Source organism: Paraburkholderia podalyriae, assembly GCF_014397785.1.
GTDB lineage: Bacteria > Pseudomonadota > Gammaproteobacteria > Burkholderiales > Burkholderiaceae > Paraburkholderia > Paraburkholderia podalyriae.
Genome location: NZ_VZQQ01000016.1, coordinates 20,242 through 42,148, shown reverse-complemented (window position 1 = coordinate 42,148; position 21,907 = coordinate 20,242). Strand labels below are relative to the sequence as shown.

Annotated in this window: 21 protein-coding genes and 1 other RNA gene; 4 read left to right on the top strand and 18 right to left on the bottom strand. The window is 63.5% G+C overall.

The features are described 5' to 3' along the window. Window positions 1-67: 67 nt before the first annotated feature. On the bottom strand, window positions 68-526 hold the full coding sequence (dtd, locus tag F6X42_RS20015) for a D-aminoacyl-tRNA deacylase (RefSeq protein WP_187635878.1): 459 nt from the start codon (window positions 524-526) through the stop codon (window positions 68-70). Beyond that, entirely contained in the window at window positions 523-1,773 is a 1,251-nt protein-coding gene (gene tyrS / locus F6X42_RS20010; RefSeq protein ID WP_187635877.1) for a tyrosine--tRNA ligase, read from the bottom strand. The genes dtd and tyrS overlap by 4 nt, the downstream gene beginning before the upstream one ends. Window positions 1,774-2,020: 247 nt before the next feature. Here tyrS and F6X42_RS20005 point away from each other — a divergent pair, with 247 nt between their 5' ends. Continuing rightward, complete coding sequence (locus F6X42_RS20005) at window positions 2,021-3,151, top strand: anhydro-N-acetylmuramic acid kinase (RefSeq protein ID WP_187635991.1); 1,131 nt, start codon at window positions 2,021-2,023, stop codon at window positions 3,149-3,151. 121 nt (window positions 3,152-3,272) lie between these two features. Here the strand turns inward: F6X42_RS20005 and erpA are convergent, their stop codons facing one another. The 3 genes from erpA to rplM form a co-directional block, all read right to left on the bottom strand. Further along, complete coding sequence (erpA, locus tag F6X42_RS20000; protein ID WP_027198818.1) at window positions 3,273-3,638, bottom strand: iron-sulfur cluster insertion protein ErpA; 366 nt, start codon at window positions 3,636-3,638, stop codon at window positions 3,273-3,275. A 233-nt stretch (window positions 3,639-3,871) separates the two neighbouring features. Continuing rightward, window positions 3,872-4,264, bottom strand: coding sequence for a 30S ribosomal protein S9 (gene rpsI / locus F6X42_RS19995; RefSeq protein ID WP_011489810.1), 393 nt, complete (start codon window positions 4,262-4,264; stop codon window positions 3,872-3,874). Between the two features lie 11 nt (window positions 4,265-4,275). Further along, window positions 4,276-4,704 carry a 50S ribosomal protein L13 gene (rplM, locus tag F6X42_RS19990; protein ID WP_027198819.1) on the bottom strand — a complete coding sequence of 143 codons (429 nt, stop codon included), beginning with the start codon at window positions 4,702-4,704 and terminating at the stop codon, window positions 4,276-4,278. 637 nt (window positions 4,705-5,341) lie between these two features. Here rplM and F6X42_RS19985 point away from each other — a divergent pair. Beyond that, window positions 5,342-5,764 (top strand): OsmC family protein, encoded by a 423-nt coding sequence (locus F6X42_RS19985; protein WP_187635876.1) that lies wholly within the window; start codon window positions 5,342-5,344, stop codon window positions 5,762-5,764. Between the two features lie 81 nt (window positions 5,765-5,845). On the opposite strand, the gene rnpB is transcribed toward F6X42_RS19985, so the two are convergent. From rnpB to pyrC, 3 genes are all read right to left on the bottom strand, one after another. After that, window positions 5,846-6,259: RNase P RNA component class A (rnpB, locus tag F6X42_RS19980), an RNA gene on the bottom strand. 35 nt (window positions 6,260-6,294) lie between these two features. Next, window positions 6,295-7,191 carry a DUF3025 domain-containing protein gene (locus F6X42_RS19975; protein ID WP_187635875.1) on the bottom strand — a complete coding sequence of 299 codons (897 nt, stop codon included), beginning with the start codon at window positions 7,189-7,191 and terminating at the stop codon, window positions 6,295-6,297. A gap of 11 nt (window positions 7,192-7,202) precedes the next feature. After that, a complete protein-coding gene (gene pyrC / locus F6X42_RS19970) occupies window positions 7,203-8,264 on the bottom strand; it encodes a dihydroorotase (protein ID WP_187635874.1) in 1,062 nt (353 codons plus the stop codon). A 163-nt stretch (window positions 8,265-8,427) separates the two neighbouring features. Between pyrC and F6X42_RS19965 the strand changes: the two genes are divergently transcribed. Beyond that, window positions 8,428-9,387: a class II glutamine amidotransferase gene (locus F6X42_RS19965; protein WP_187635873.1), complete on the top strand. Its 960-nt coding sequence runs from the start codon at window positions 8,428-8,430 to the stop codon at window positions 9,385-9,387. A gap of 101 nt (window positions 9,388-9,488) precedes the next feature. Here F6X42_RS19965 and F6X42_RS19960 read toward each other — a convergent pair whose 3' ends face one another. The 6 genes from F6X42_RS19960 to F6X42_RS19935 form a co-directional block, all read right to left on the bottom strand. Further along, window positions 9,489-10,214 (bottom strand): amino acid ABC transporter ATP-binding protein, encoded by a 726-nt coding sequence (locus F6X42_RS19960; protein ID WP_187635872.1) that lies wholly within the window; start codon window positions 10,212-10,214, stop codon window positions 9,489-9,491. Next, on the bottom strand, window positions 10,211-10,888 hold the full coding sequence (gene gltK / locus F6X42_RS19955) for a glutamate/aspartate ABC transporter permease GltK (protein ID WP_187635871.1): 678 nt from the start codon (window positions 10,886-10,888) through the stop codon (window positions 10,211-10,213). Before gltK ends, F6X42_RS19960 begins: the two co-directional genes overlap by 4 nt. Next, window positions 10,888-11,628 (bottom strand): amino acid ABC transporter permease, encoded by a 741-nt coding sequence (locus F6X42_RS19950; protein ID WP_187635870.1) that lies wholly within the window; start codon window positions 11,626-11,628, stop codon window positions 10,888-10,890. Before F6X42_RS19950 ends, gltK begins: the two co-directional genes overlap by 1 nt. A gap of 91 nt (window positions 11,629-11,719) precedes the next feature. Continuing rightward, a complete protein-coding gene (locus F6X42_RS19945) occupies window positions 11,720-12,613 on the bottom strand; it encodes a glutamate/aspartate ABC transporter substrate-binding protein (protein WP_187635869.1) in 894 nt (297 codons plus the stop codon). Between the two features lie 282 nt (window positions 12,614-12,895). Beyond that, entirely contained in the window at window positions 12,896-14,218 is a 1,323-nt protein-coding gene (locus tag F6X42_RS19940) for a Glu/Leu/Phe/Val family dehydrogenase (protein ID WP_187635868.1), read from the bottom strand. Between the two features lie 162 nt (window positions 14,219-14,380). After that, window positions 14,381-15,337: a LysR family transcriptional regulator gene (locus F6X42_RS19935; protein ID WP_187635867.1), complete on the bottom strand. Its 957-nt coding sequence runs from the start codon at window positions 15,335-15,337 to the stop codon at window positions 14,381-14,383. A gap of 163 nt (window positions 15,338-15,500) precedes the next feature. Between F6X42_RS19935 and purB the strand changes: the two genes are divergently transcribed. Beyond that, window positions 15,501-16,889 carry an adenylosuccinate lyase gene (gene purB, locus F6X42_RS19930; protein WP_187635866.1) on the top strand — a complete coding sequence of 463 codons (1,389 nt, stop codon included), beginning with the start codon at window positions 15,501-15,503 and terminating at the stop codon, window positions 16,887-16,889. A gap of 98 nt (window positions 16,890-16,987) precedes the next feature. Here the strand turns inward: purB and F6X42_RS19925 are convergent, their stop codons facing one another. The 4 genes from F6X42_RS19925 to edd all read right to left on the bottom strand — a co-directional run bounded on the left by F6X42_RS19925 (window position 16,988) and on the right by edd (window position 21,756). Then, window positions 16,988-17,482: a gluconokinase gene (locus tag F6X42_RS19925; RefSeq protein ID WP_187635865.1), complete on the bottom strand. Its 495-nt coding sequence runs from the start codon at window positions 17,480-17,482 to the stop codon at window positions 16,988-16,990. Window positions 17,483-17,492: 10 nt separating this feature from the next. Then, window positions 17,493-18,896 (bottom strand): GntP family permease, encoded by a 1,404-nt coding sequence (locus tag F6X42_RS19920; protein WP_187635864.1) that lies wholly within the window; start codon window positions 18,894-18,896, stop codon window positions 17,493-17,495. 251 nt (window positions 18,897-19,147) lie between these two features. Continuing rightward, window positions 19,148-19,789 (bottom strand): bifunctional 4-hydroxy-2-oxoglutarate aldolase/2-dehydro-3-deoxy-phosphogluconate aldolase, encoded by a 642-nt coding sequence (gene eda / locus F6X42_RS19915; protein WP_187635863.1) that lies wholly within the window; start codon window positions 19,787-19,789, stop codon window positions 19,148-19,150. Between the two features lie 2 nt (window positions 19,790-19,791). Then, window positions 19,792-21,756: a phosphogluconate dehydratase gene (edd, locus tag F6X42_RS19910; protein WP_187635862.1), complete on the bottom strand. Its 1,965-nt coding sequence runs from the start codon at window positions 21,754-21,756 to the stop codon at window positions 19,792-19,794. Window positions 21,757-21,907 lie beyond the last annotated feature (151 nt).

Here is a 21,907-nt window from a genome sequence, read left to right as displayed (position 1 = left end):
GAGCGGCTATTGTCGCAAAATGCAGCGGCGCGCCTCGCGTGCGGCGGCGGCGCGCGTTATCGCCCGATCACGCGTTGGTCTGCAACCAGAAGGTGACCGGCCCGTCGTTGACGAGCGACACCTGCATATCCGCGCCGAACTCGCCCGTCTCGACGATCGGATGCTTCGCGCGCGCGGCCGCGACGAAGTAGTCGAACAGGCGCTTGCCCTCGTCGGGCGGCGCGGCCGGCGTGAAGCTCGGACGCAGGCCGCTATTGGTATCGGCCGCGAGCGTGAACTGCGACACGAGCAGCAGTCCGCCCGCGCGCCCGGCGCCGTCGAGGTTCTGCACCGACAGGTTCATCTTGCCGGCCGCGTCGCTGAACACCCGGTAGCCGAGCACTTTGGCGAGCAGCCTGTCGGCCGCCGCTTCGGTGTCGCCGCGCTCCGCGCAGACGAGCGCGAGCAGGCCTGCGTCGATCGCGCCGGTCACACGATCGGCGACGCGCACTTCGGCGCGCCGCACGCGTTGGATCAGCGCGATCACGCCGTCAGCGTCACGCGCGCGAAGCGGCGCTTGCCGACCTGCACGACGTACTCGCCCGCTTCGACCTTCAACCCCTTGTCGGACACCGCCGTACCGTCGATCTTCACGCCGCCCTGTTCGATGTTGCGCAGCGCCTCGCTCGTCGACGGCACGAGGTTCGCCTGCTTCAGCAGCTGGCCGATCGCAAGCGGTGCGCCCGCGAGCGCCACCGCCGGGATATCGTCGGGCACGCCGCCCTTCGCGCGATGATTGAAGTCCTCGAGCGCGCGCTCGGCGTCCGCCTGCGAGTGGAAACGCGCGACGATTTCCTGGCCGAGCATCACCTTGAAATCGCGCGGGTTACGGCCGGCGTCAGCCTCGCGCCTGAAGCCGGCGATCTCGTCCAGCGGGCGGAACGACAGCAGTTCGAAGTAACGCCACATCAGCGTGTCCGAGATGCTCATCAGCTTGCCGAACATGTCGGTCGGCTTTTCGCTGATACCGATGTAGTTGTTCTTCGACTTCGACATCTTCTCGACGCCGTCGAGCCCTTCAAGCAGCGGCATCGTCAGGATGCACTGCTGCTCCTGGCCGTACTGCTTCTGCAGTTCGCGACCGACCAGCAGATTGAACTTCTGGTCCGTGCCGCCGAGTTCCAGGTCCGCGTTCAACGCGACCGAGTCGTAGCCCTGCATCAGCGGGTACAGGAATTCGTGAATCGAGATCGGCACGCCGCCCTGGAAGCGCTTCGTGAAGTCCTCGCGCTCGAGAATGCGCGCGACCGTGTAGCGCGACGCGAGCTTGATCATGCCATCGGCGCCGAGCGGCATCGACCATTCGCTGTTGTAGCGGATCTCGGTCTTGTCGCGATCCAGCACGAGCGCGGCCTGCTCGAAATAGGTCTTCGCGTTCGATTCGATCTGCTCGCGCGTCAGCGGCGGGCGGGTCGCGTTACGCCCGGACGGATCGCCGATCAGCGACGTGAAATCGCCGATCAGGAAAATCACCGTGTGGCCGAGGTCCTGCAGTTGGCGCATCTTGTTCAGCACGACCGTGTGGCCGATGTGGATGTCGGGCGCGGTTGGATCGAGCCCGAGCTTGATACGCAGCGGTTTGGCCGTAGCCGCACTGCGCGCGAGTTTTTGCGCGAATTCGTCCTCGATCAGCAGTTCGTCGACGCCGCGCCTGGTCACGGCGAGCGCGTGACGGACTTCGTCGGTGATCGGGAAGGCGGAGGCGGGATTGGGCTGGGTGGACTCGGTGCTCATGCTGGAAACTTGAAGTCGCGAAAAAACAGGATTGTCCCATAGATGCGCGCCGCCGCGCCCCCTGACGCGCCCGCCCGGCCTCGCGACGAGCGGTGTTGTGGCCGCCCGCGCCACCTTCGCCGGCAGCGCCGCGGCGGCGAGCCGGTGCTGACGCACGCGCGACAGCCGCGACGCGCTTATCTTCGGCCGCGCTTGCGCCGATAATCTGCTACAACGAATCGCAATGAACATCGACAGGAGCAGCGACGTGGCGCAAGACCCCGCAGACGGCATCTATTTCGGACTGATGTCGGGAACCAGCATGGACGGTGTGGACGGCGTGGCTGTCCGGTTTGCCAAAGGGAAGCCGCCCGAGGTGCTGGCCGAGGCGTTTGTCGGCTTTTCGGCCGGCATCCGCGAGGCGCTATTCGCGCTGCAGCAGCCGGGCGACAACGAGATCGAGCGCGAGGCGCTCGCCGCCAACGCGCTCGCGACGCGCTACACGGTGTGCTGCCACGATTTGCTGCGCGACAGCCGCGTATCGGCCGATAACGTCCGCGCGATCGGCGTGCACGGGCAGACCGTGCGGCATCGGCCGGAAAAAGGCTATACGCGGCAGATCAACAACCCGGCCCTGCTCGCGGAAATGTTGCATATCGACGTGATCGCCGATTTCCGCAGCCGCGACGTCGCGGCCGGCGGCCAGGGCGCGCCGCTCGTGCCTGCTTTTCACGCGACGATCTTCGGTGCGAAGAACGAAACGCGCGTCGTCTGCAATCTTGGCGGCATCAGCAACATCACGATCCTGAACGCGACCGGCGGCGTGCGCGGCTTCGACTGCGGCCCGGCGAACGCGCTGCTCGACGCGTGGGCCGAGCGCCATCTCGGCAAGCCATTCGACGAAAACGGTCATTTCGCGGCGAGCGGCCAGGTCGATCGCAAGCTGCTGAACGCGTTGCTCGACGAACCATTCTTCGCCGAGCAGCCGCCCAAGAGCACCGGGCGCGATCTGTTCAACACCGCATGGCTCGATGAGAAGCTCACGCCCTTCGCTGCGCTCGCGCCCGCCGATGTACAGGCGACGCTGGTCGCGCTGACCGCGGTGACGGTCGCGCGCGAGATCGAGCGGCATGCATCCGACGCGCGCGCCGTGTACGTGTGCGGCGGCGGCGCGCGCAATCCGGAAATCATGAAGGCGTTGCAGCAGGCGCTCCAGGATAGCGGCGTAGGCGGCGTGCCCGTGATGACGACCGACGCGCTCGGCGTGCCGCCGAGCCAGGTCGAACCGCTCGCGTTCGCGTGGCTCGCGATGCGCTGCATCGCGCGTCTGCCGGGCAGTCTGCCAAGCGTGACCGGGGCATCGGCGGAGCGGGTGTTGGGGGCTATTTATCCGCGCTAAGAAAAGGCAGATGCGAACAAACCCACGCCTTTTGACGTCGCGGGTTGCCTCTGCAGCGCGAAAACAATAAAAAAACGGCGCCGAGGCGCCGTTTTCACTGTGGCACGAAGAGCCTGTCCGCTCAGACCGAGAACGACGAACCGCAGCCGCAGGTCGTACTCGCGTTCGGGTTTTTGATGACGAACTGCGCGCCGTTGATGTCGTCCTTGTAGTCGATCTCTGCGCCGACCAGGTACTGGTAGCTCATGGAGTCGATCAGCAGCTGGACGCCGCTCTTGTTCATCACGGTGTCGTCTTCGTTGATCGCTTCGTCAAACGTGAAGCCGTACTGGAAGCCCGAGCAGCCGCCGCCCTGCACGAACACGCGCAGCTTGAGCTCCGGGTTGCCTTCCTCATCGATCAGTTGCTTGACCTTGTCAGCCGCTGCGTCGGTAAAGACGAAGGGGGCCGGCATCTCGGTCACGGGGGTGTCGGTGACTGCGTTCATTCGAACTCTCCAAATAGCTTTAACCGATATTGTAGGGCTGTTCCGGATATCGTGCTGAAGCCCACAAAATCAATGGGTTCTTGCTGCAAGGTCGATGCAAGGCGAGACGATGCCGCTTGAGCGAACGAGACCGGCCTACGAACCCGGCAATCCATAAAAAAAGCCGCCTTCGCGCATGGCGTTGGCGGCTTTTGCTACAAACCGGCGTGAAGGCCGGTTCGCGCCCGAAACGATTATCGCTTCGAGAACTGCTTGCGGCGACGTGCCTTGTGGAAGCCGACCTTCTTGCGTTCGACTTCACGAGCGTCACGCGTGACGAAGCCAGCCTTCGACAGTTCCGGCTTCAGCGTCGCGTCATAGTCCATCAGCGCGCGGGTGATGCCGTGGCGAACCGCACCGGCTTGCCCCGTTTCACCGCCGCCCGTCACGTTGACCTTGATGTCGAACGTGACACCGTGGTTCGTGAGTTCCAGCGGTTGACGCACGATCATCAGCGACGTTTCGCGCGAGAAGTAGTCGGCGATGGGCTTGCCGTTCACAACGATATCGCCCTTGCCTGCCTTGATGAACACACGTGCGACGGCGCTTTTGCGGCGGCCCGTGCCGTAATTCCAGTTACCGATCATGTGGGCTCCCCTTAGATCTCAAGCGCCTTCGGCTGTTGCGCCGAATGCGGATGCGTTGCTTCAGCGTAGACCTTCAGCTTCTTGATCATCGCGTAGCCGAGCGGGCCCTTCGGCAGCATGCCCTTGACCGCCTTCTCGAGCGCGCGGCCCGGGAAGCGTTCCTGCATCTTGCCGAACGTCGTTTCATAGATACCGCCCGGGTAACCCGAGTGACGGTAGTACTTCTTGTCGGTAACCTTGTTGCCCGTGACCTTCAGCTTGCCGGCGTTGATAACGATGATGAAATCACCAGTGTCGACGTGGGGAGTGAATTCAGGCTTGTGCTTGCCGCGAAGACGGTGTGCCACTTCGCTGGCGACACGCCCGAGAACCTTATCCGTCGCGTCAATCACGTACCATTCGCGCGTCACCTCATGGGCTTTTGCGGAAAACGTCTTCATGATCGATCCAAAAAAATTGCTGCGCCCAATGTGTTCTTTCCTGCTTGTAATGTGCGCATCGAGGCGCGTGCAGGCTCTCCCTGGTTCTTCCTCCGCGGGCGCGGATGCGGAAAAGCCCTGAATTATAAAGGAATTTGTGCTCGCAAGTCAAAATGTGCGATGCGCTTGCCGCGAGCGGTCTGAAAACGGGGCGAAACGCCGGGCAACCGCGGGCGAAAAAAAACCCGAACAAGCGGTGCGGGTTTAATCCACCAAAGGAGGAGGTGGGAGGAGACAGCGGAGGTTGCAAAACTGCTGCAACGATGAGATGAATTATAAGTGCCGTCCTTGTGCGACGCAAGAACATCCGCATTACGAAATGTGTTTTCATAATGTGGCAGAGAAGGTGCGCAGACTACGTTTAGCGAAACTTCTTTTGTATCAATTACTAACGATTGAAGCATCCAAGTCGCGTCAGACTTCCCCCTAGAGTAAAACCCTGGCGGACGCAGGGAATTCGCCAACCGCCCGCCCATTTTGCACTGCAGCAAGAAGGCACCCACGCAGCATAAACTCGGATGCGCTCAGCGTGCGCTAATTGTTGGACACCGGGCTACAATGCCGTCTCGACGAAGCGATGCGCGGTGGGAGTGACAGCATGGAATGCAAAGTAAGCTGGATAGGGCAAGACGGGATGGCGTTCGCGGCCGAGACGGGCAGCGGTCATCTGGTCGCGATGGACGGCGCACCCGAAGGTGGTGGGCGCAACCTCGCACCGCGTCCGATGGAAATGGTGCTGCTCGGCACCGGAGGCTGCACCGCCTACGATGTCGTGATGATCCTGAAGAAGAGCCGCCAGGAGATCGCCGGCTGCTCGGTGACGCTGAAGGCCGAACGCGCGAGCGAAGATCCGAAGGTGTTCACGAAGATCCACTTCCACTTCACGGTGACGGGCAAGAATTTGAATCCGGCGACCGTCGAGCGCGCGATCAATCTGTCGCACGACAAGTACTGCTCGGCGTCGATCATGATCGCGAAGACCGCCGAGCTCACGCATTCGTTCGACATCGTCGCGCTCTGAGCGCGATAGCGGCCTCGGCCACCATCCGCGCCCCAAATGAAAAAGCCGGCGTCCCAACGGACGCCGGCTTTTCTAATTCACCGGCAAAGCAGGCCGATAAGCCGGATTCTGTGCACGCGCCGGGTCCGAAGACGCGACGCGCGTGGCAGCCATTCCTCTAGGCGCGCCATTACTGACGCGCTCAAGCTTCCTACCCGCAGACGAGACGGGGGCCCCGTCCTGCATCGCGAAGATGCGCGCCTGCCTACTTGGAATTGCTCCGGGTGGAGGTTACCGTGCCGGTCTGCCTTGCGACAGCCGCGGTGCGCTCTTACCGCACCGTTTCACCCTTACCTGATCCCGGCTTGCGCCGGGCCATCGGCGGTTTGCTTTCTGTTGCCCTGTTCCGCGTGTCGCCACGGATGGCCGTTAGCCATCACCCTGCCCTGTGGAGTCCGGACTTTCCTCGCCCTCGTTGGCCGAAGCCGTCGAGGCCGCGACTGCCTAGCCTGCTTTGCTGGAGCGGATTTTAACACCGAACGGGGATGCACCTAGCGCTTGCGCCGCCCCGCTCGGAACACGGACGTGTCGTCGTAGAACGTCGGTGATTCATTTTCGGGCCACCAGCCCGGAATGCCGAGCACGGGCAGCGGCGCGAACATGCGGCTGGTCAAGGCGTCGGTGCCGAGCAGCGCCGCGCTGACCGCCTCGTCGAGCCACGCGTTGCGCGCGGCAGGGTCCCATTCGAAATAGTTGGGCGGCACCTCGACGATCCACGCATGTCCGGTGCAGCCCTTGAACGGCGCGATCAGCTTTTCCAGCAGCGCATGGCCAAAACAACGCACTTCGCAGCCGCGTCCCCACGCGTCGCGCCGCGCGACGAACAGCGTCTGCCAGTCGAAGCCGTGTAGCGCGGCGCACAGCGAAGGATCGGCGCAAGCGAACAGCAGCGCGTTTTCGTCGAAGAGGGTCAGCATATCGCGCACGCCGCCACGCGTCGGGCCAACACCCAGCACGTCGAGTTCCGCAGACTGGCGCGCGTTCAGCGCCGCCTTGATGCGCGGAAACGCGAACCACATCGAACCGTTGAAGAAGTCGTGCAGATTGTGGCGCGTCGGCACGCAACCGGTCGACGCGATATGTCCCTCGTACGCGGCGCCCGGTGGCAGATCGTCCTGCGCGATGAACGCGAGACGCTGGCCGCGGCCGGTGGTCGGTTGAATCCGAGCGGCGTCGGCGTTCATCTCGGCGAGCAGGTTCGCGTAGCCGGCCAGAGCGGCTTGCTGCCAGCGCTGACCGCGCGCGGCGAATTGCGCGAACCATGGCTTCGACCAGTCGATTGCGGCGAAGCCTGATGGCAAAGGCTCGGGTGCCATGCCGCGCGCAGCCTTCACTGTCGCCGCCACGTCGTCATCCGCAGCGCGCGGCCCCGCCTCACGCTCGCGCATCTACCGCGTCCTTAAACGAGACGCCAACCGATCGACTCGCCGCCTCGCAGCGGTACGACCGGCGTATCGCCGGCCGGCAGCTCGGCCGGCAGCGTCCATTCCTCGCGACGCAGCGTGACCTTCCCCGTATTGCGCGGCAGACCATAGAAGTCCGGACCGTGGAAGCTCGCGAAGCCTTCGAGCTTGTCGAGCGCGCCGGCCTTGTCGAACGCTTCGGTGTAGAGCTCGAGCGCGTGCAGCGCCGTGTAGCAGCCGGCGCAGCCGCACGCGTGCTCCTTCAGCCCCTTCGGATGCGGCGCGCTGTCGGTGCCGAGGAAGAAGCGTGGATTGCCCGAGGTCGCTGCCTCGACCAGCGCGACGCGATGCGTCTCGCGTTTGAGCACCGGCAGGCAGTAGTAATGCGGACGGATGCCGCCCTGGAAAATCGCGTTGCGGTTGTACAGCAGATGGTGCGCAGTGATGGTAGCGCCAAGCAGTTCCGGCGTGACGCCCGCTTCGCGGACGTAGTCGGCCGCGTCTTTCGTCGTGATGTGCTCGAAGACGACCTTTAACGCCGGAAACGCACGGCGCAGCGGCATCATCACGCGGTCGATAAAGACCTTCTCGCGATCGAACAGATCGATGTCCGAATCCGTCACCTCGCCATGCACGAGCAGCGGCATGCCGACTTCCTGCATCACTTCCAACGTCTTCGCGCACTTCATCAAATCGGTGACGCCCGCGTCGGAGTTCGTCGTCGCGCCCGCCGGGTATAGCTTCACGCCGTGCACGAAGCCGCTTTCGCGCGCGCGGCGGATTTCGTCGGGCGGCGTGTTGTCGGTCAGGTACAGCGTCATCAGCGGCTCGAATATCGCGCCCTCGGGAATCGCGGCGATGATGCGCTCGCGGTACGCGCTGGCCATCCCGGTCGTGATGACCGGCGGTCTCAGGTTCGGCATGATGATTGCGCGCCCGAACTGGCGCGCGGTGTCAGGCAGCACGGCCGCGAGCATCGCGCCGTCGCGCACGTGCAGGTGCCAGTCGTCCGGGCGGACCAGCGTGACGGAATCGGGGGAAACGTTGGAAACAGTCATGGCAGGAATACGAGACTTCGCGCGCCTCGCTGATCGACCGGTCAAACCGCGTTGTAGCGGCCCAAACACAGGTCAATTTCGCTATTTGGCGTGTTCGGCTCGGTGATATGCTTGAAAAATCATCATTGTAACGGCTCGCTCCGTTCACAGGCTCACCTGCAACATGTGCCAACTTCTCGGAATGAACTGCGCCGCGCCGACGGACGTCACGTTTTCCTTCACCGGCTTTGCGGCGCGCGGCGGCGTCACTGATCACCATGCCGACGGCTGGGGCATCGCTTTCTTCGAAGACAAGGCCTGCCGGTTGTTCATCGATCATCAATCGTCGGCCACGTCGCCGATCGCGGAGATGGTCAAACGCTACCCGATCAAATCGAAAAACACGATCGCGCACATCCGCAAGGCGACGCAAGGGCATATCCTGCTCGAAAACTGCCACCCGTTCATGCGCGAACTGTGGGGACGTCACTGGATCTTCGCGCATAACGGCGATCTGCAGGCCTACGCGCCGGAGCTGAACGGCGTGTATCAGCCGGTCGGCACGACCGACAGCGAACTCTCGTTCTGCGCGCTGCTGGAAGGTTTGCGTAAGGCTTTTCCGGGCGCGCAGCAGCCGCCGCTTGATGAACTGTTTGCCGCGCTCGAGACGCTCGCGCGTGAAATCACGCAGTACGGTGTGTTCAATTTCCTGATGTCGAATGGCCAGGCGCTGTTCGCGCATTGCTCGACGCATCTGCATTACCTCGTGCGTCGCTGGCCGTTTTCGACCGCGCATCTGGTCGACGCGGACGTGTCGATCGATTTCGCCAAATACACGACGCCCGAAGACCGCGTCGCGGTGATCGCGACCAAGCCGCTGACCGACAACGAAGTGTGGACCGCGTTCAAGCCCGGCGATCTGCTGATGTTCCAGCATGGCGACGTGATCGGCCGCGCCAATATCCCGGTGCCGCAGTCGGTGCTCGAAAAGTTGCGCAATCCGGCGCTCGACGCATCGGCGTCGGCCACGACGATCGCGGCGTCGAACGGCGCGCACGCGGTGGGCACGAGCGGAACCACGCTTTCCCCCGACAGCGAACCCGATCTCGAAGCCGCCGATGACGCGGCAGCGTTCGAGTCGTAAGCCGCAGCCTTCACCCTACGCCTGCGCAACAAAAAGCCGCTCCACGGAGCGGCTTTTTTTCGTCCCGCGCGAGCCCCGAAACGAGGCCTGCGCGCCAACCCTCAGTGCAGAATCTTCGCGAGAAAATCCTTCGCGCGATCCGACTTCGGATTCGCGAAGAAGTCTTCCTTGCGGTCGTCTTCGACGATCAAGCCCTGGTCCATGAAGATCACGCGATGCGCGACCTTCTTCGCGAAGCCCATTTCGTGCGTCACGCACATCATCGTCATGCCTTCCTGCGCGAGTTCGACCATCACGTCGAGCACTTCGTTGATCATCTCCGGATCGAGCGCCGAGGTCGGCTCGTCGAACAGCATCGCGATCGGGTCCATGGAGAGTGCACGCGCAATCGCCACGCGCTGCTGCTGGCCACCGGACAACTGCCCCGGATACTTGTCTGCATGCGCGCGCAGACCGACGCGATCGAGCAGCTTCAGGCCCTTCGTGGTCGCCTCGTCGTTCGAGCGGCCGAGCACCTTGACCTGCGCGAGCGTCAGGTTCTGCACGATCGACAGATGCGGGAACAGCTCGAAGTGCTGGAACACCATGCCGACCTTCGAGCGCAGCTTCGACAGATTGGTTTTCTTGTCGGTCAGCGACTGGCCGTTGATGACGATCTCACCGTTCTGGAACGGCTCGAGTCCGTTGACGGTCTTGATCAGCGTGGACTTGCCCGAACCGGACGGCCCGCACACCACGACCACTTCGCCCTTTTTGACTTCCGTCGTGCAGTCGGTCAGCACCTGGAACTGGCCGTACCACTTCGAAACATTCTTGATAGAGATCATCTTGCGACCTTTTTCTGAAGACCTTTGACGAGGCTCGACGCGATCACGCAGATCACGAAATAACACGCGCCCGCGAACAGTACCATTTCGACGTTCGTGCCGTCACGATCGCCAATATTCGTGGCCGTGCGGAAGAAGTCGGCGAGGCTGATCACGTAGACGAGCGAGGTGTCCTGAAACAGCACGATACCTTGCGTGAGCAGCAGCGGCACCATCGCGCGGAACGCCTGCGGCAGCACGATCAGGCGCATCGCCTGCCCATAGGTCATGCCGAGCGCGAACGACGCGTTGACCTGGCCGCGCGGCACCGACTGAATGCCGGCGCGGATGATCTCGGAATAATACGCGGCCTCGAACAGCGAGAACGCGACCATCGCCGAGGCGAGCCGGATGTCGATGTCGGCCGACAGACCGAGCACGCTTTGCAGCACCTGCGGCACGATCAGGAAGAACCACAGCAGCACCATTACGAGCGGGATCGAACGAAAAAGCGTCACGTAACCCTGCGCGAACCATCCGAGCGGCTTGATCGACGACAGCCGAAACATCGCGAGAATGGTGCCCCAGATGATGCCGAACACGATCGCGATCAGCGTGATCTTGAGCGTGATGATCGCGCCGGTCCATAGCGTAGGCAGCGCGCCCGGAATACCGCTCCAGTCGAAATGATGCATCACTTGCCTCCGATATAGCCGGGCAGCCGGGCCTTCAATTCGACCCAGCGCATCAGTTGCATCACGATCAGATTGATCAGCATGTATGCGACCGTGACCGCGATGAACGACTCGTAAGTTTGCGACGTATAGTCGACGAGTTGGCGCGCCTGCGCGGACAGATCGAGCAGACCGATCGTCGAGGCGACCGCGGAGTTCTTGAAGATGTTCAGAAACTCGGAGGTGAGCGGCGGCACGATGATCCGGTACGCGACCGGCAGCAGCACGTAGCGATACGTCTGCCATTGCGTAAAGCCCACCGCGAGACCGGCCGCGCGCTGGCCGCGCGGCAACGCGTTGATGCCCGAGCGCACCTGCTCGCACACGCGCGCGGCGGTGAAGAGCCCGAGACACACGATCGACGACGAAAAGAACTGCGCGCCCGGTGGTAATTGCTTGAACGAGTTGCCGATCGACACAGGCAGCAACTCGGGTATCACCAGATACCAGATGAAGAACTGCACGATCAGCGGAATGTTGCGGAAAATCGCGACGTAGACGGTGCCGACACCCGACGCCCATTTGTTCGGCACCGTGCGCAGCACACCGAAGAACGAGCCGACGACGAGCGCGATCACCCATGCCGACAACGACACGGTGACCGTCACCCACAGCCCCGACAACAGCCAGCCCAGATAGGTGGTCGGCTCGCCCGTGGAGACCGGACTCAGCAGAATGCCCCAGTTCCAGTGATATGACATGACCAAGACTCCGGCAAAAAGAAACGGAAGAAGCGCGTGGCCCCTTCCGTTCCGTTCAGCGTTTCGAAAGTGTCGAAAAGACAGCTAGGGTTTAGTCGATTGCCTTGTCGTTCGGATTCTTGAACAGCGCACGCATGTCGTCGCTCATCGGGAAGTTCAGGTTCAGGCCCTTCGGCGGGATCGGCGACTCGAACCAGCGCTTATAGATCTGTTCGCCTTCGCCCGACGTCTGCACCTTCGCGATCGCGTCGTCGGCGACCTTCTTGAAGTCGGGGTCGTTCTTGCGCAGCATGCAGCCGTACGCCTCACGCGATTGCGGCGTGCCGACGATCACGAAATCGCCCGGATTGTTCGACTTCGCGCGCTCGCCGGCGAGCAGCGCGTCGTCCATCATAAACGCGGCGGCGCGGCCCGTCGACAGCGTCAGGAACGACTCGCCGTGATCCTTCGCGCTGATGATGTTCATGCCCATGCTCTTGTCCTGATTCATCTTGCGAAGCAGGCGCTCGGACGTGGTGCCGGCGGTCGTCACGACGGTCTTGCCCTTGAGGTCCGGGAAATCCTTGATGCCGGAATCTTTCTTGGTCATCAGGCGCGTGCCGATCACGAAAATCGTGTTGGTGAATGCGGCCTGTTGCTGGCGCTCGAGATTGTTCGTGGTGGAGCCGCACTCGATGTCGACCGTGCCGTTCTGCACGAGCGGAATGCGGTTCTGCGACGTGACCGGCACGAGCTTCACCTTCAGATTCGGCATGTTCAGCTTCTGCTTGACGGCCTCGACCACTTTCAGCGCGTAATCCTGCGAGTAGCCGATCACGTTCTGCTTCTCATCGTAATAGGAGAACGGAATCGACGATTCGCGATGACCCAGCGAAATGACGCCCGTGTCCTTGATTTTTTTCAACGTGCCCGAGTCTTGCGCGTGCGCGCCAACCGTAAATAGTCCGAGAGTCGCGAGCAGCAGCGCAGCTTTTTTAATCTTCATCCTGATCTCCTTGGCAAGAACCGGCGCCAGTGTAACAAAGTAATTTTTCTGAAAGTATGGCTATTAACCATTCTGTTGCGCGCACGCCGCGACGGGTACGCGGCGCCGTCGCACAGCCGTTTCGCGCATATGAGAAGGCGGGCGGCATCGATAGGATGCCGCCCGCCGGTCAAACACGCCGTCTTGTGGACCGCGCTGATGCACAAATTGCGGCGGTTGCGCCTCCCGGCCCGGAAACCGGGCCGCGCAACCGCCATTTCAAACAAGATAGGACAGAGTCGATCAGGGATACAAGCCACGCATTTCGCGCGCTTGCAAAATCCGCTTGCACGCGACGATGAACGCCGCCGTGCGCACCGACACGTTCTGCTCGCTCGACACCTGCCACACCGCCGCGAACGCTTCGCGCATCACGCGCTCGAGGCGCTCGTTGATCTCGTCCTCGGTCCAGAAGAAGCTCGAGAAGTCCTGCACCCATTCGAAATATGACACTGTCACACCGCCTGCATTCGCGACCACGTCCGGAATCACGAGGATGCCGCGATCGTGCAGGATGTCGTCGGCTGCCGTGGTGGTCGGGCCGTTCGCGCCTTCGACGATGATCTTCGTGTTGATCTTGCCGGCGTTCTTTTCGGTGATCTGATTTTCCAGCGCCGCCGGAATCAGGATGTCCGATTCGACCGTCCAGAACTCTTCGCTGGTGATCGCGTCAGCTTCGGCAAAGCCGCCGACGCCGCCCGTCTTCGCGACGTGAGCGAGCAAGGCGACCGCGTCGATGCCGGTGGACTTGTATACCGAGCCGGTATGGTCCTGGACCGCGACCACCTTCGCGCCCGCTTCCTGGAACAGACGCGCGGCGATGCCGCCGACGTTGCCGAAGCCCTGCACCGCAATCCGCGCGCCTTCGATGTCGAAACCGATGCGGCGAGCCGCTTCACAGCCCACCACGAACACGCCGCGGCCGGTCGCCTCGCGACGGCCGAGCGAGCCGCCGAGCGTGATCGGCTTGCCTGTCACGACGCCAGTGGCCGTCTGGCCCTGATTCATCGAGTACGTGTCCATCATCCACGCCATGATCTGCTCGTTCGTGTTCACGTCCGGCGCGGGAATGTCGGTATTCGGTCCGATGATGATGCCGATCTCGCTCGTATAGCGGCGCGTCACGCGCTCGAGCTCGCCACGCGACAGCGTGCGCGGATCGACACGGATGCCGCCCTTCGCGCCGCCGTACGGCACGTTCACGGCCGCGTTCTTCACCGACATCCACGCGGAAAGCGCCATCACTTCGGAGAGCGTAACGTCCTGGTGATAACGCACGCCGCCCTTGCCCGGACCGCGCGACACGTTGTGCTGCACGCGATAGCCCTCGAAGTGGGCGACCGTGCCGTTATCGAGTTCGATGGGCACATCCACGATCAGAATGCGCTTCGGGCGCTTCAGGGTTTCAAGCCAGCGGGACAGCGAACCGAGATACGGCGCGACGCGGTCGACCTGACGCAGATAGTTGCCCCAGGGGCCGAGGTCTTCGCGATTGAGGTAGGACGGAATGGACTGCAACGTTGAGGCGGCCTGGATCGATTGTGCGGCTTCTTGCTGGGATGACATGAACGCTCCGGCGTTTGATCGAATACGGGCATTGTGGAAAATCGCCGTATTGAAATCCAATGCCGTTTCCTTATCTCATTATGTTTTTCTTGCATAACGTTCTGAAACGCGCAAATTCGCGTCGTCGCCACGCAGGTCCGAGCCTGAGTGTTGTGCCGCGTTTCAGGCGGCGCTCTGCCTGAGTGCCTCCGACACCACGTCCCATAACTGCCGCACGAGTAGCTGGCGGGCGTCGTCGCTTTTCGCGGCGAGCTTGTCGCGATACAGGCGAATCTCCATGCTGAGCGTTAGCTGCCCTTCGGGCGTGCCTCGCGTCGCGCGATCGAGGCGGATCAGCCGGCCTTCAGTCACCGCATCTTCGACCGCGCTATGCGGCAGGAACGCGACGCCGTGACCGGCGAGCGCCATCGCCTTGAGTCCCTCAGCCATGTCGGTTTCGTAGAGCCGGTCCAGGTACAGGCGCTGCGGCGCGTTCGCGAGAATCACCTCGGTCATGCGCCCGAGGTACGCGTTCGGCGTGTACGACAGATACGGCGCGGGCGCATCGGCCGAGCCCGGCAGCGTATGACGCGGCCGGCCCGCGCGGGCCGGCGCCGAGAACGGGCTGATCGGCTCGTGGCCAAGCGTCAGCATGTCGTAGCGTGCCGGGTCGAGCGCGACGGGGTGGCTCGGATGGTGATAGCCCATCATCAGATCGCAGCCGCCTTCCACCAGCGAGAGCGCCGCGTCATGCACGTTCAGCGCGCGCAGCCGCGTGTGGATCGGGCCCATCTGCGCCTCGATGCGCTGCAGCCAGCGCGGGAAGTACGTCAGCGACAGCGTGTGCGGGACCGCGAATTCGATCGTCGCCTGCGGCGTCGCCGTGTGGCCGCGCAGCAGCGCGCGCGCCTCGTGGAACTGCGACAGCATCGCGAGCGCCTGCTCGTTGAACACCTGGCCGGCCGCCGTGAGCCGCGTCGGATAAACAGAACGATCGATCAGTTCGGTGCCGAGCCACGCTTCGAGCGCCTGGATGCGGCGCGAGAAAGCGGGCTGCGTGACGTGGCGCAATTCGGCCGAGCGGCTGAAGCTACGCGTTTCCGCGAGCGAAATGAAGTCTTCGAGCCATTTCAGTTCCATGCGATTGCGCTTGCCGGCGAGAGGGAAGAAGTCTGCATTCTAGCGGCGCGAGCTGCGGCCGGCGTATCCGGGCGGCCGCATCGGATCGCAGTGGTAAAATCGACGGTTCCCTCCGTTTCCGATCCGCTCGCCGAGCGCTCAACGCCTCAACCCGGTCCTCATCATGTCCGACACCCGCCCCGACACCCTGTTCGCGCTGAACGCGCTCTCCCCGCTCGACGGCCGCTATGCCGCCAAAACCGAAGCCTTGCGCGACTGGCTCTCGGAAGCCGCCTTCATGCGCAATCGCGTGACGGTCGAAATCCACTGGCTGATCGCGCTGTCGCGCGCCGGTTTCGCCGAAGTGCCGCGCTTCTCCGACGCGTCCGAGCAGTTCCTGCTGCAACTGGCCGAGCGCTTCACCGCGCACGACGCCGCGCGCATCAAGGAAATCGAGCGTGTGACGAACCACGACGTGAAGGCCGTCGAATACTGGCTGAAGGAATCGGTGAAGGGTCAGCAAGAACTGGAGCGCGCGAGCGAGTTCATCCACTTCGCGTGCACGTCGGAAGACATCAACAACACCTCGCACGGCCTGATGCTCGCCGGCGCGCGCGAACACGTGATCCTGCCGGCGCTGCGCTCGGTGCATCAACGCCTCGTCGCGCTCGCGCACGCGCAGGCCGCCCAGCCGATGCTGTCGCGCACGCACGGCCAGCCGGCCAGCCCGACCACGCTCGGCAAGGAAATCGCCAACGTCGCCGCGCGTCTCGCGCGGGCGATCGAGCGTATCGCGAAGGTCGAGCTGCTCGGCAAGATGAACGGCGCGGTCGGCAACTTCAACGCGCACCTGTCCGCGTATCCGGAGTTCGACTGGGAAGCGTTCTCGAAGGACGTCGTCGAGAATCGTCTGAAGCTCACGTTCAATCCGTACACGATCCAGATCGAGCCGCACGACTACATGGCCGAGCTGTTCGACGCGATCTCGCGCGCGAACACGATCCTGCTGGATCTGGACCGCGACGTGTGGGGCTACATCTCGCTCGGCTATTTCAAGCAGCGCACCAAGGCCGGCGAAATCGGCTCGTCGACGATGCCGCACAAGGTCAACCCGATCGACTTCGAAAACTCCGAAGGCAACCTCGGCCTCGCGAACGCGACGCTGCGCCATCTCGCCGACAAGCTGCCGGTGTCGCGCTGGCAGCGTGACCTGACCGATTCGACGGTGTTGCGCAACATCGGCGTCGCGTTCGGCTACTCGCTGCTCGCGTACGACTCGCTGATCCGCGGCATCGACAAGCTCGAAGTGAACGCGCAGCGTCTGAACGACGACCTCGACAACTGCTGGGAAGTGCTGGCCGAGCCGGTGCAGACCGTGATGCGCCGTTACGGCATCGAGAATCCGTATGAGCAGCTGAAGGAGCTGACGCGCGGCAAGGGCATCACGCGCGAGGCACTGCAGAGCTTCATCGGCGGCCTGGCGATTCCGCAGGACGCGAAGGACCGTCTGCTCGCGATGACACCCGGCTCGTACATCGGCAAAGCCGCCGAGCTGGCGAAGCGGATCGGCTGATCCGCGGGCCCAGCTTCAGCGCGCAAAAAAGCCGCTCCGAGGAGCGGCTTTTTTTCGTCCCGCGTTCGAAGCTGGAACGCGGATCAATCAAAGAAGACTCAGCGCGCTTCGACCTGCTTGAGCACCTGGTCGACGATCTGCTCCGGCGTCAGCTCGATGCTGACCGTGACCGCCTCATCGTCACCGGGCTCCTCGAGCGTATCGAGCTGGCTTTGCAGCAGCGACGGATCGAAGAAATGCCCGGTGCGATGCCCGAGACGCTCCGCGAGCACCTCGCGCGAACCCTTCAGGTAGACGAAGCACACGTCCTTGTCGCCGTCGCGCAGTACATCGCGATACGAGCGCTTCAGCGACGAGCACGTGAACACCGCCGTCTCGCCCGCCTTCTGCTTTTCCTCGATCGCCGCGCGGATCGTCTTCAGCCACGGCCAGCGGTCTTCATCGGTGAGCGGGATGCCGTGGTGCATCTTCTCCTTGTTCGCCGCGCTATGGAACGCGTCGCCGTCGGTGAACGTGCAATGCAGGCGCTCAGCCAGCATTTCGCCAATCCTCGTCTTGCCGGCGCCCGACACGCCCATTGCGATCAGAATCATTTGAAACTCCTTACAGGACCGCCGCGAGTGCGAAGGTCAGGCCCAGCCCCATCAGCGAGATGATGGTTTCGAGGAGCGACCACGTCTTGAAGGTCTGCCCCACCGTCATACCGAAATATTCCTTGATCAGCCAGAAGCCGCCGTCGTTCACGTGCGAGAAGATCAGCGAGCCCGAGCCGGTCGCGAGCACCATCAGTTCCGGCTTCACCTGCACCGCGCCCGCCGCTGCGATCGGCGCGACGATGCCGCAGGCGGTCGTCATCGCGACGGTGGCCGAACCGGTCGCGAGACGGATCATCGCCGCGACGAGCCAGCCGAACAGCAGCGGCGACAGATGCACCGCGGTCGCCACGTTGGTGATTTCCTTCGAAATGCCGCTATCCATCAGCACGCGGCCAAAACCGCCGCCCGCACCGACGATCAGTGTAATACCGGCGATCGGCGCCAGACATTCGCCGCAGAACTTCTGGATCTGCTCGCGCGTAAAGCCGCGGCTCGCGCCGAAGGTCCAGAAGCTGACCAGCACGGCCGTCAGCAGCGCGACGTCGGTGTTGCCGAAGAAGCGCAGCAGATCGTTCGGCAGAGTCTTCGGCGCGAACACCAGGTCGGCCCAACTGCCGACCAGCATCAGCACCACCGGCAACAGGATCGTCACCAGCGTGATGCCGAAGCCCGGCAGTTCGCGCTTCGGTGCGGCGGCCTTCGCGGTGTTACCACTTTGCACGCCGTTGGCGTCCTTCACGTCGCTACCCAGAAACTGCGCGGCAAGCGGATTTTCCTTCGGCAACTGGATATGGCGGCTCACCAGCAGCGCGAACAGCGGACCGGCGACGATCGCGCACGGCACGCCGACGATCAGACCGTAGGCGATCGTCTTGCCGATGTCCGCGTGATACGCCTGCACGGCCAGCAGCGCGGCCGGGTGCGGCGGAATCAGCCCGTGCACGACGGACAGACCCGCGACCATCGGCAGCCCGACCAGCAGCAGCGACTTGTTGGTGCGCCTGGCGACGTTGAACGCGATCGGAATCAGCAGCACGAAGCCGACTTCGAAGAACACCGGCAAGCCGACGATGATCGCGACGACCATCATCGCCCAGTGAATGTGCTTCTCACCAAACCAGTTGATCAGCGTGGTCGCGACGCGCTCGGCGCCGCCCGATTCGGCCATCATCTTGCCGAGCATCGTGCCGAGACCGACCACGACGGCAATGTGCCCGAGCGTGTTGCCGTTACCCGTTTCGAACGATTTGACGATGGTCTGCATCGGCATGCCGGCCACGAGGCCCAGCAGCAATGAGACGATGATCAGGACGAGAAACGGATAGACCTTTAAGCGCGTGATCATGAAGATCAGCAACGCGATCGCGATTAACGCGTAGACCAGCAGCATGCTGCCGTGGACAGCTTCCATGAAGCTCCTCCTTTAAATTATTGATTTCTGAGTGCGGATGCGGCCGCGACTTCGCCTCACGGCAACCTGCGCGATGCCTGACAATCCGGCTAGCCGCGCGGACGCTGAATTTTACTGTCTGTTTCCCGAAAGCGCGCGCAAATCCACCACGCATATCAAGTAAAAAAGGAGCCTCGGCGCGACAGCCTGATGCGGCTGTATCGACGAGACTCCTTTTGTTCGGTTCAATTGACCGATGCGCTGTCGCGGGTTTAGTGCGCGGGCGCCGCCAGTTGGCTCGCGGCGCGCGCGAGGCGCGTGACCTCATCCCAGTTCTGCACGGCGAGCGCGGACTTCGGCGTGAGCCACGAACCGCCGACGCAGACCACGTTCGGTAGCGCCAGGAAATGCGGCGCGCTTTCCGCCGTAATGCCACCGGTCGGGCAGAACTTCAGCGCCGGGAACGGCCCGTGGAACGCCTGCAACATCGGCACGCCGCCCGCCTGCTGAGCCGGGAAGAACTTGACGATTTCGTAGCCGAGTTCGAGCGCGAGGATGATGTCCGACGGCGTCATCACGCCGGGCAACAGCGGCAGACCCGCGTCCTGCGCGGCCTGGTGCATGTCCTTGGTCAGACCCGGCGACACGCCGAATTGCGCGCCCACTTTCTTCGCCTGCGCGCAATGCTCGGGCTTCGTGATCGTGCCGACACCGACCACGATGTCGTCAGCGAGCTCGCACGCACGCTCGATCGCGCCAAGGCCCGCCGGCGTGCGCAGCGTGATTTCGAGCACCTTCACGCCGCCCGCGTGCAACGCGCGCGACACGTGTTCGCCCTGTTCGACCGTTTCGAACGCGAGCACCGGAATCACCGGGCCGAGGCGCACGATATCGCTTACTGTTTTCGACGTCATAGTCAGACTCCTTGTTTCGGCAGCGCCGCGCCGGCTTGCGCGGTGCTCGTGTGATGGTCGCTGCGTTGATGGCCGGGCTTGTCACCGTGCTGGTGGTGGCTGCCGTGGCCGTGCTGGCCGTCAGCCGCGCCGCCTTCGCCGACCAGCTTGCCGAACACCGACGCGCCCTGCTCCGCCGGCGCCGCCGCCGCGCGGAACACGCCGAACAGCTCGCGGCCGAAGCCGACTTCGTTGTCCGCTTGATGCAGCGGTTCGGCATGAGGACGCGCGGCCCATTCGGCCTCGTCGATCTCGACGTCGAGCACGCCGGCTTCGGCGTCGATCACCAGCATGTCACCGGTGCGGATCTTGCCGATCGGGCCTTGCAGCAACGCCTCCGGCGACAGATGAATCACCGCCGGCACCTTGCCCGACGCGCCCGACATGCGGCCGTCGGTCACCAGCGCGACATGGAAACCCTGATCCTGCAACACGCCGAGCAGCGGCGTCAAACGATGCAGCTCGGGCATGCCGTTTGCACGGGCGCCCTGGAAGCGCACCACCGCGATGAAGTCGCGCTTGAGTTCGCCCTTGTCGAACGCTTCCTGCACCGCTTCCTGTGAATCGAACATGATTGCCGGCGCCTGCACCTTGCGATGCTGCGCCGCGACCGCCGAAATCTTGATCACGCCGCGGCCGAGCTTGCCCTGCATCAGGCGCAGGCCGCCGTCCGGCTGGAACGGTTCCTTGATGCCGCGCAGCACCGCGGTGTCCGCGCTCGCCTCGACGCCCGCAACCCATTGCAGTTTGCCGTCGAGCAGCTTCGGCTCCTCGGTGTAGCGCTTCAGGCCCTTGCCCGCGACCGTATTGACGTCTTCATGCAGCAGACCGCCTTCGAGCAGATTGCGCACAAGGAACGCTACGCCGCCCGCCGCGTGGAAGTGGTTCACGTCGGCCTTGCCGTTCGGATAGATCTTCGCGAGCAGCGGCACTGCCTGCGACAGCGCATCGAAGTCGTCCCAGTCGATCACGATGCCGGCCGCGCGCGCGATCGCGACGAGGTGCAGCGTGTGATTGGTCGAGCCGCCGGTTGCCAGCAGCGCGACGATGCCGTTGACGATCGCCCTCTCGTCGACTACATGGCCGATCGGCATGTAGTGGCCGCGCTCGACCGTCAGATCGAGCACGCGGCGCGCGGCCTGCGCGGTCAGCGCGTCGCGCAGCGGCGTGTGCGGATGCACGAAGGCCGAGCCCGGCAGATGCAGGCCCATCACTTCCATCAGCATCTGGTTACTGTTCGCGGTGCCGTAGAACGTGCAGGTGCCGTGGCTGTGATAGGCGGCCGCTTCCGCTTCGAGCAGCGCGTCGCGGCCGCACTGGCCGGTCGCGAACTGTTGCCGCGTCTTGGCCTTGTCGTCGTTCGACAGGCCGCTCGCCATCGGACCGGCCGGCACGAAGATGGTCGGCAGGTGGCCGAACTGCAGCGCGCCGATCAGCAGGCCCGGCACGATCTTGTCGCAGATGCCGAGGCACAGCGCCGCGTCGAACATGTTGTGCGTGAGCGCGACGGCAGTGCTCATCGCAATCACTTCGCGCGAGAACAGCGACAGCTCCATGCCCGCGTTGCCCTGCGTGATGCCGTCGCACATCGCCGGCACGCCGCCCGCGAATTGCGCGACGCCACCGTTCTCGCGTGCGGCCTGCTTGATGATGTCCGGGTAGTTTTTGTACGGCGCGTGCGCCGACAGCATCTCGTTGTATGACGACACGATGCCGATGTTCGGCTCGCGGATCTGCTTGATCACGAGCTTGTCGTTGCCTTCGAGGCCGGCGAAACCGTGAGCGAGATTCGCGCAGGACAACGCGCCACGTGCCGGGAAGCGCCCTTGCGCATGTTGGATACGGGCCAGATACGCTTCACGCGTGGGCTTGCTGCGCTCGATCACGCGTTGCGTGACCTTCAACAATTGCGAATGCGGGGAAACCATCGGAGCTCCTTCGTCGCTGGGGGCGGCGCACGCATGACGCCAGGCGGTTTTGCGGGTTGGGTTATCGAACGACGACCATCTTAGTAGAAAAACTACACGCCAGCAACGATGAGTTCTGCTGCGGCGCCGCATCGCATGAAGCGCCGAATCG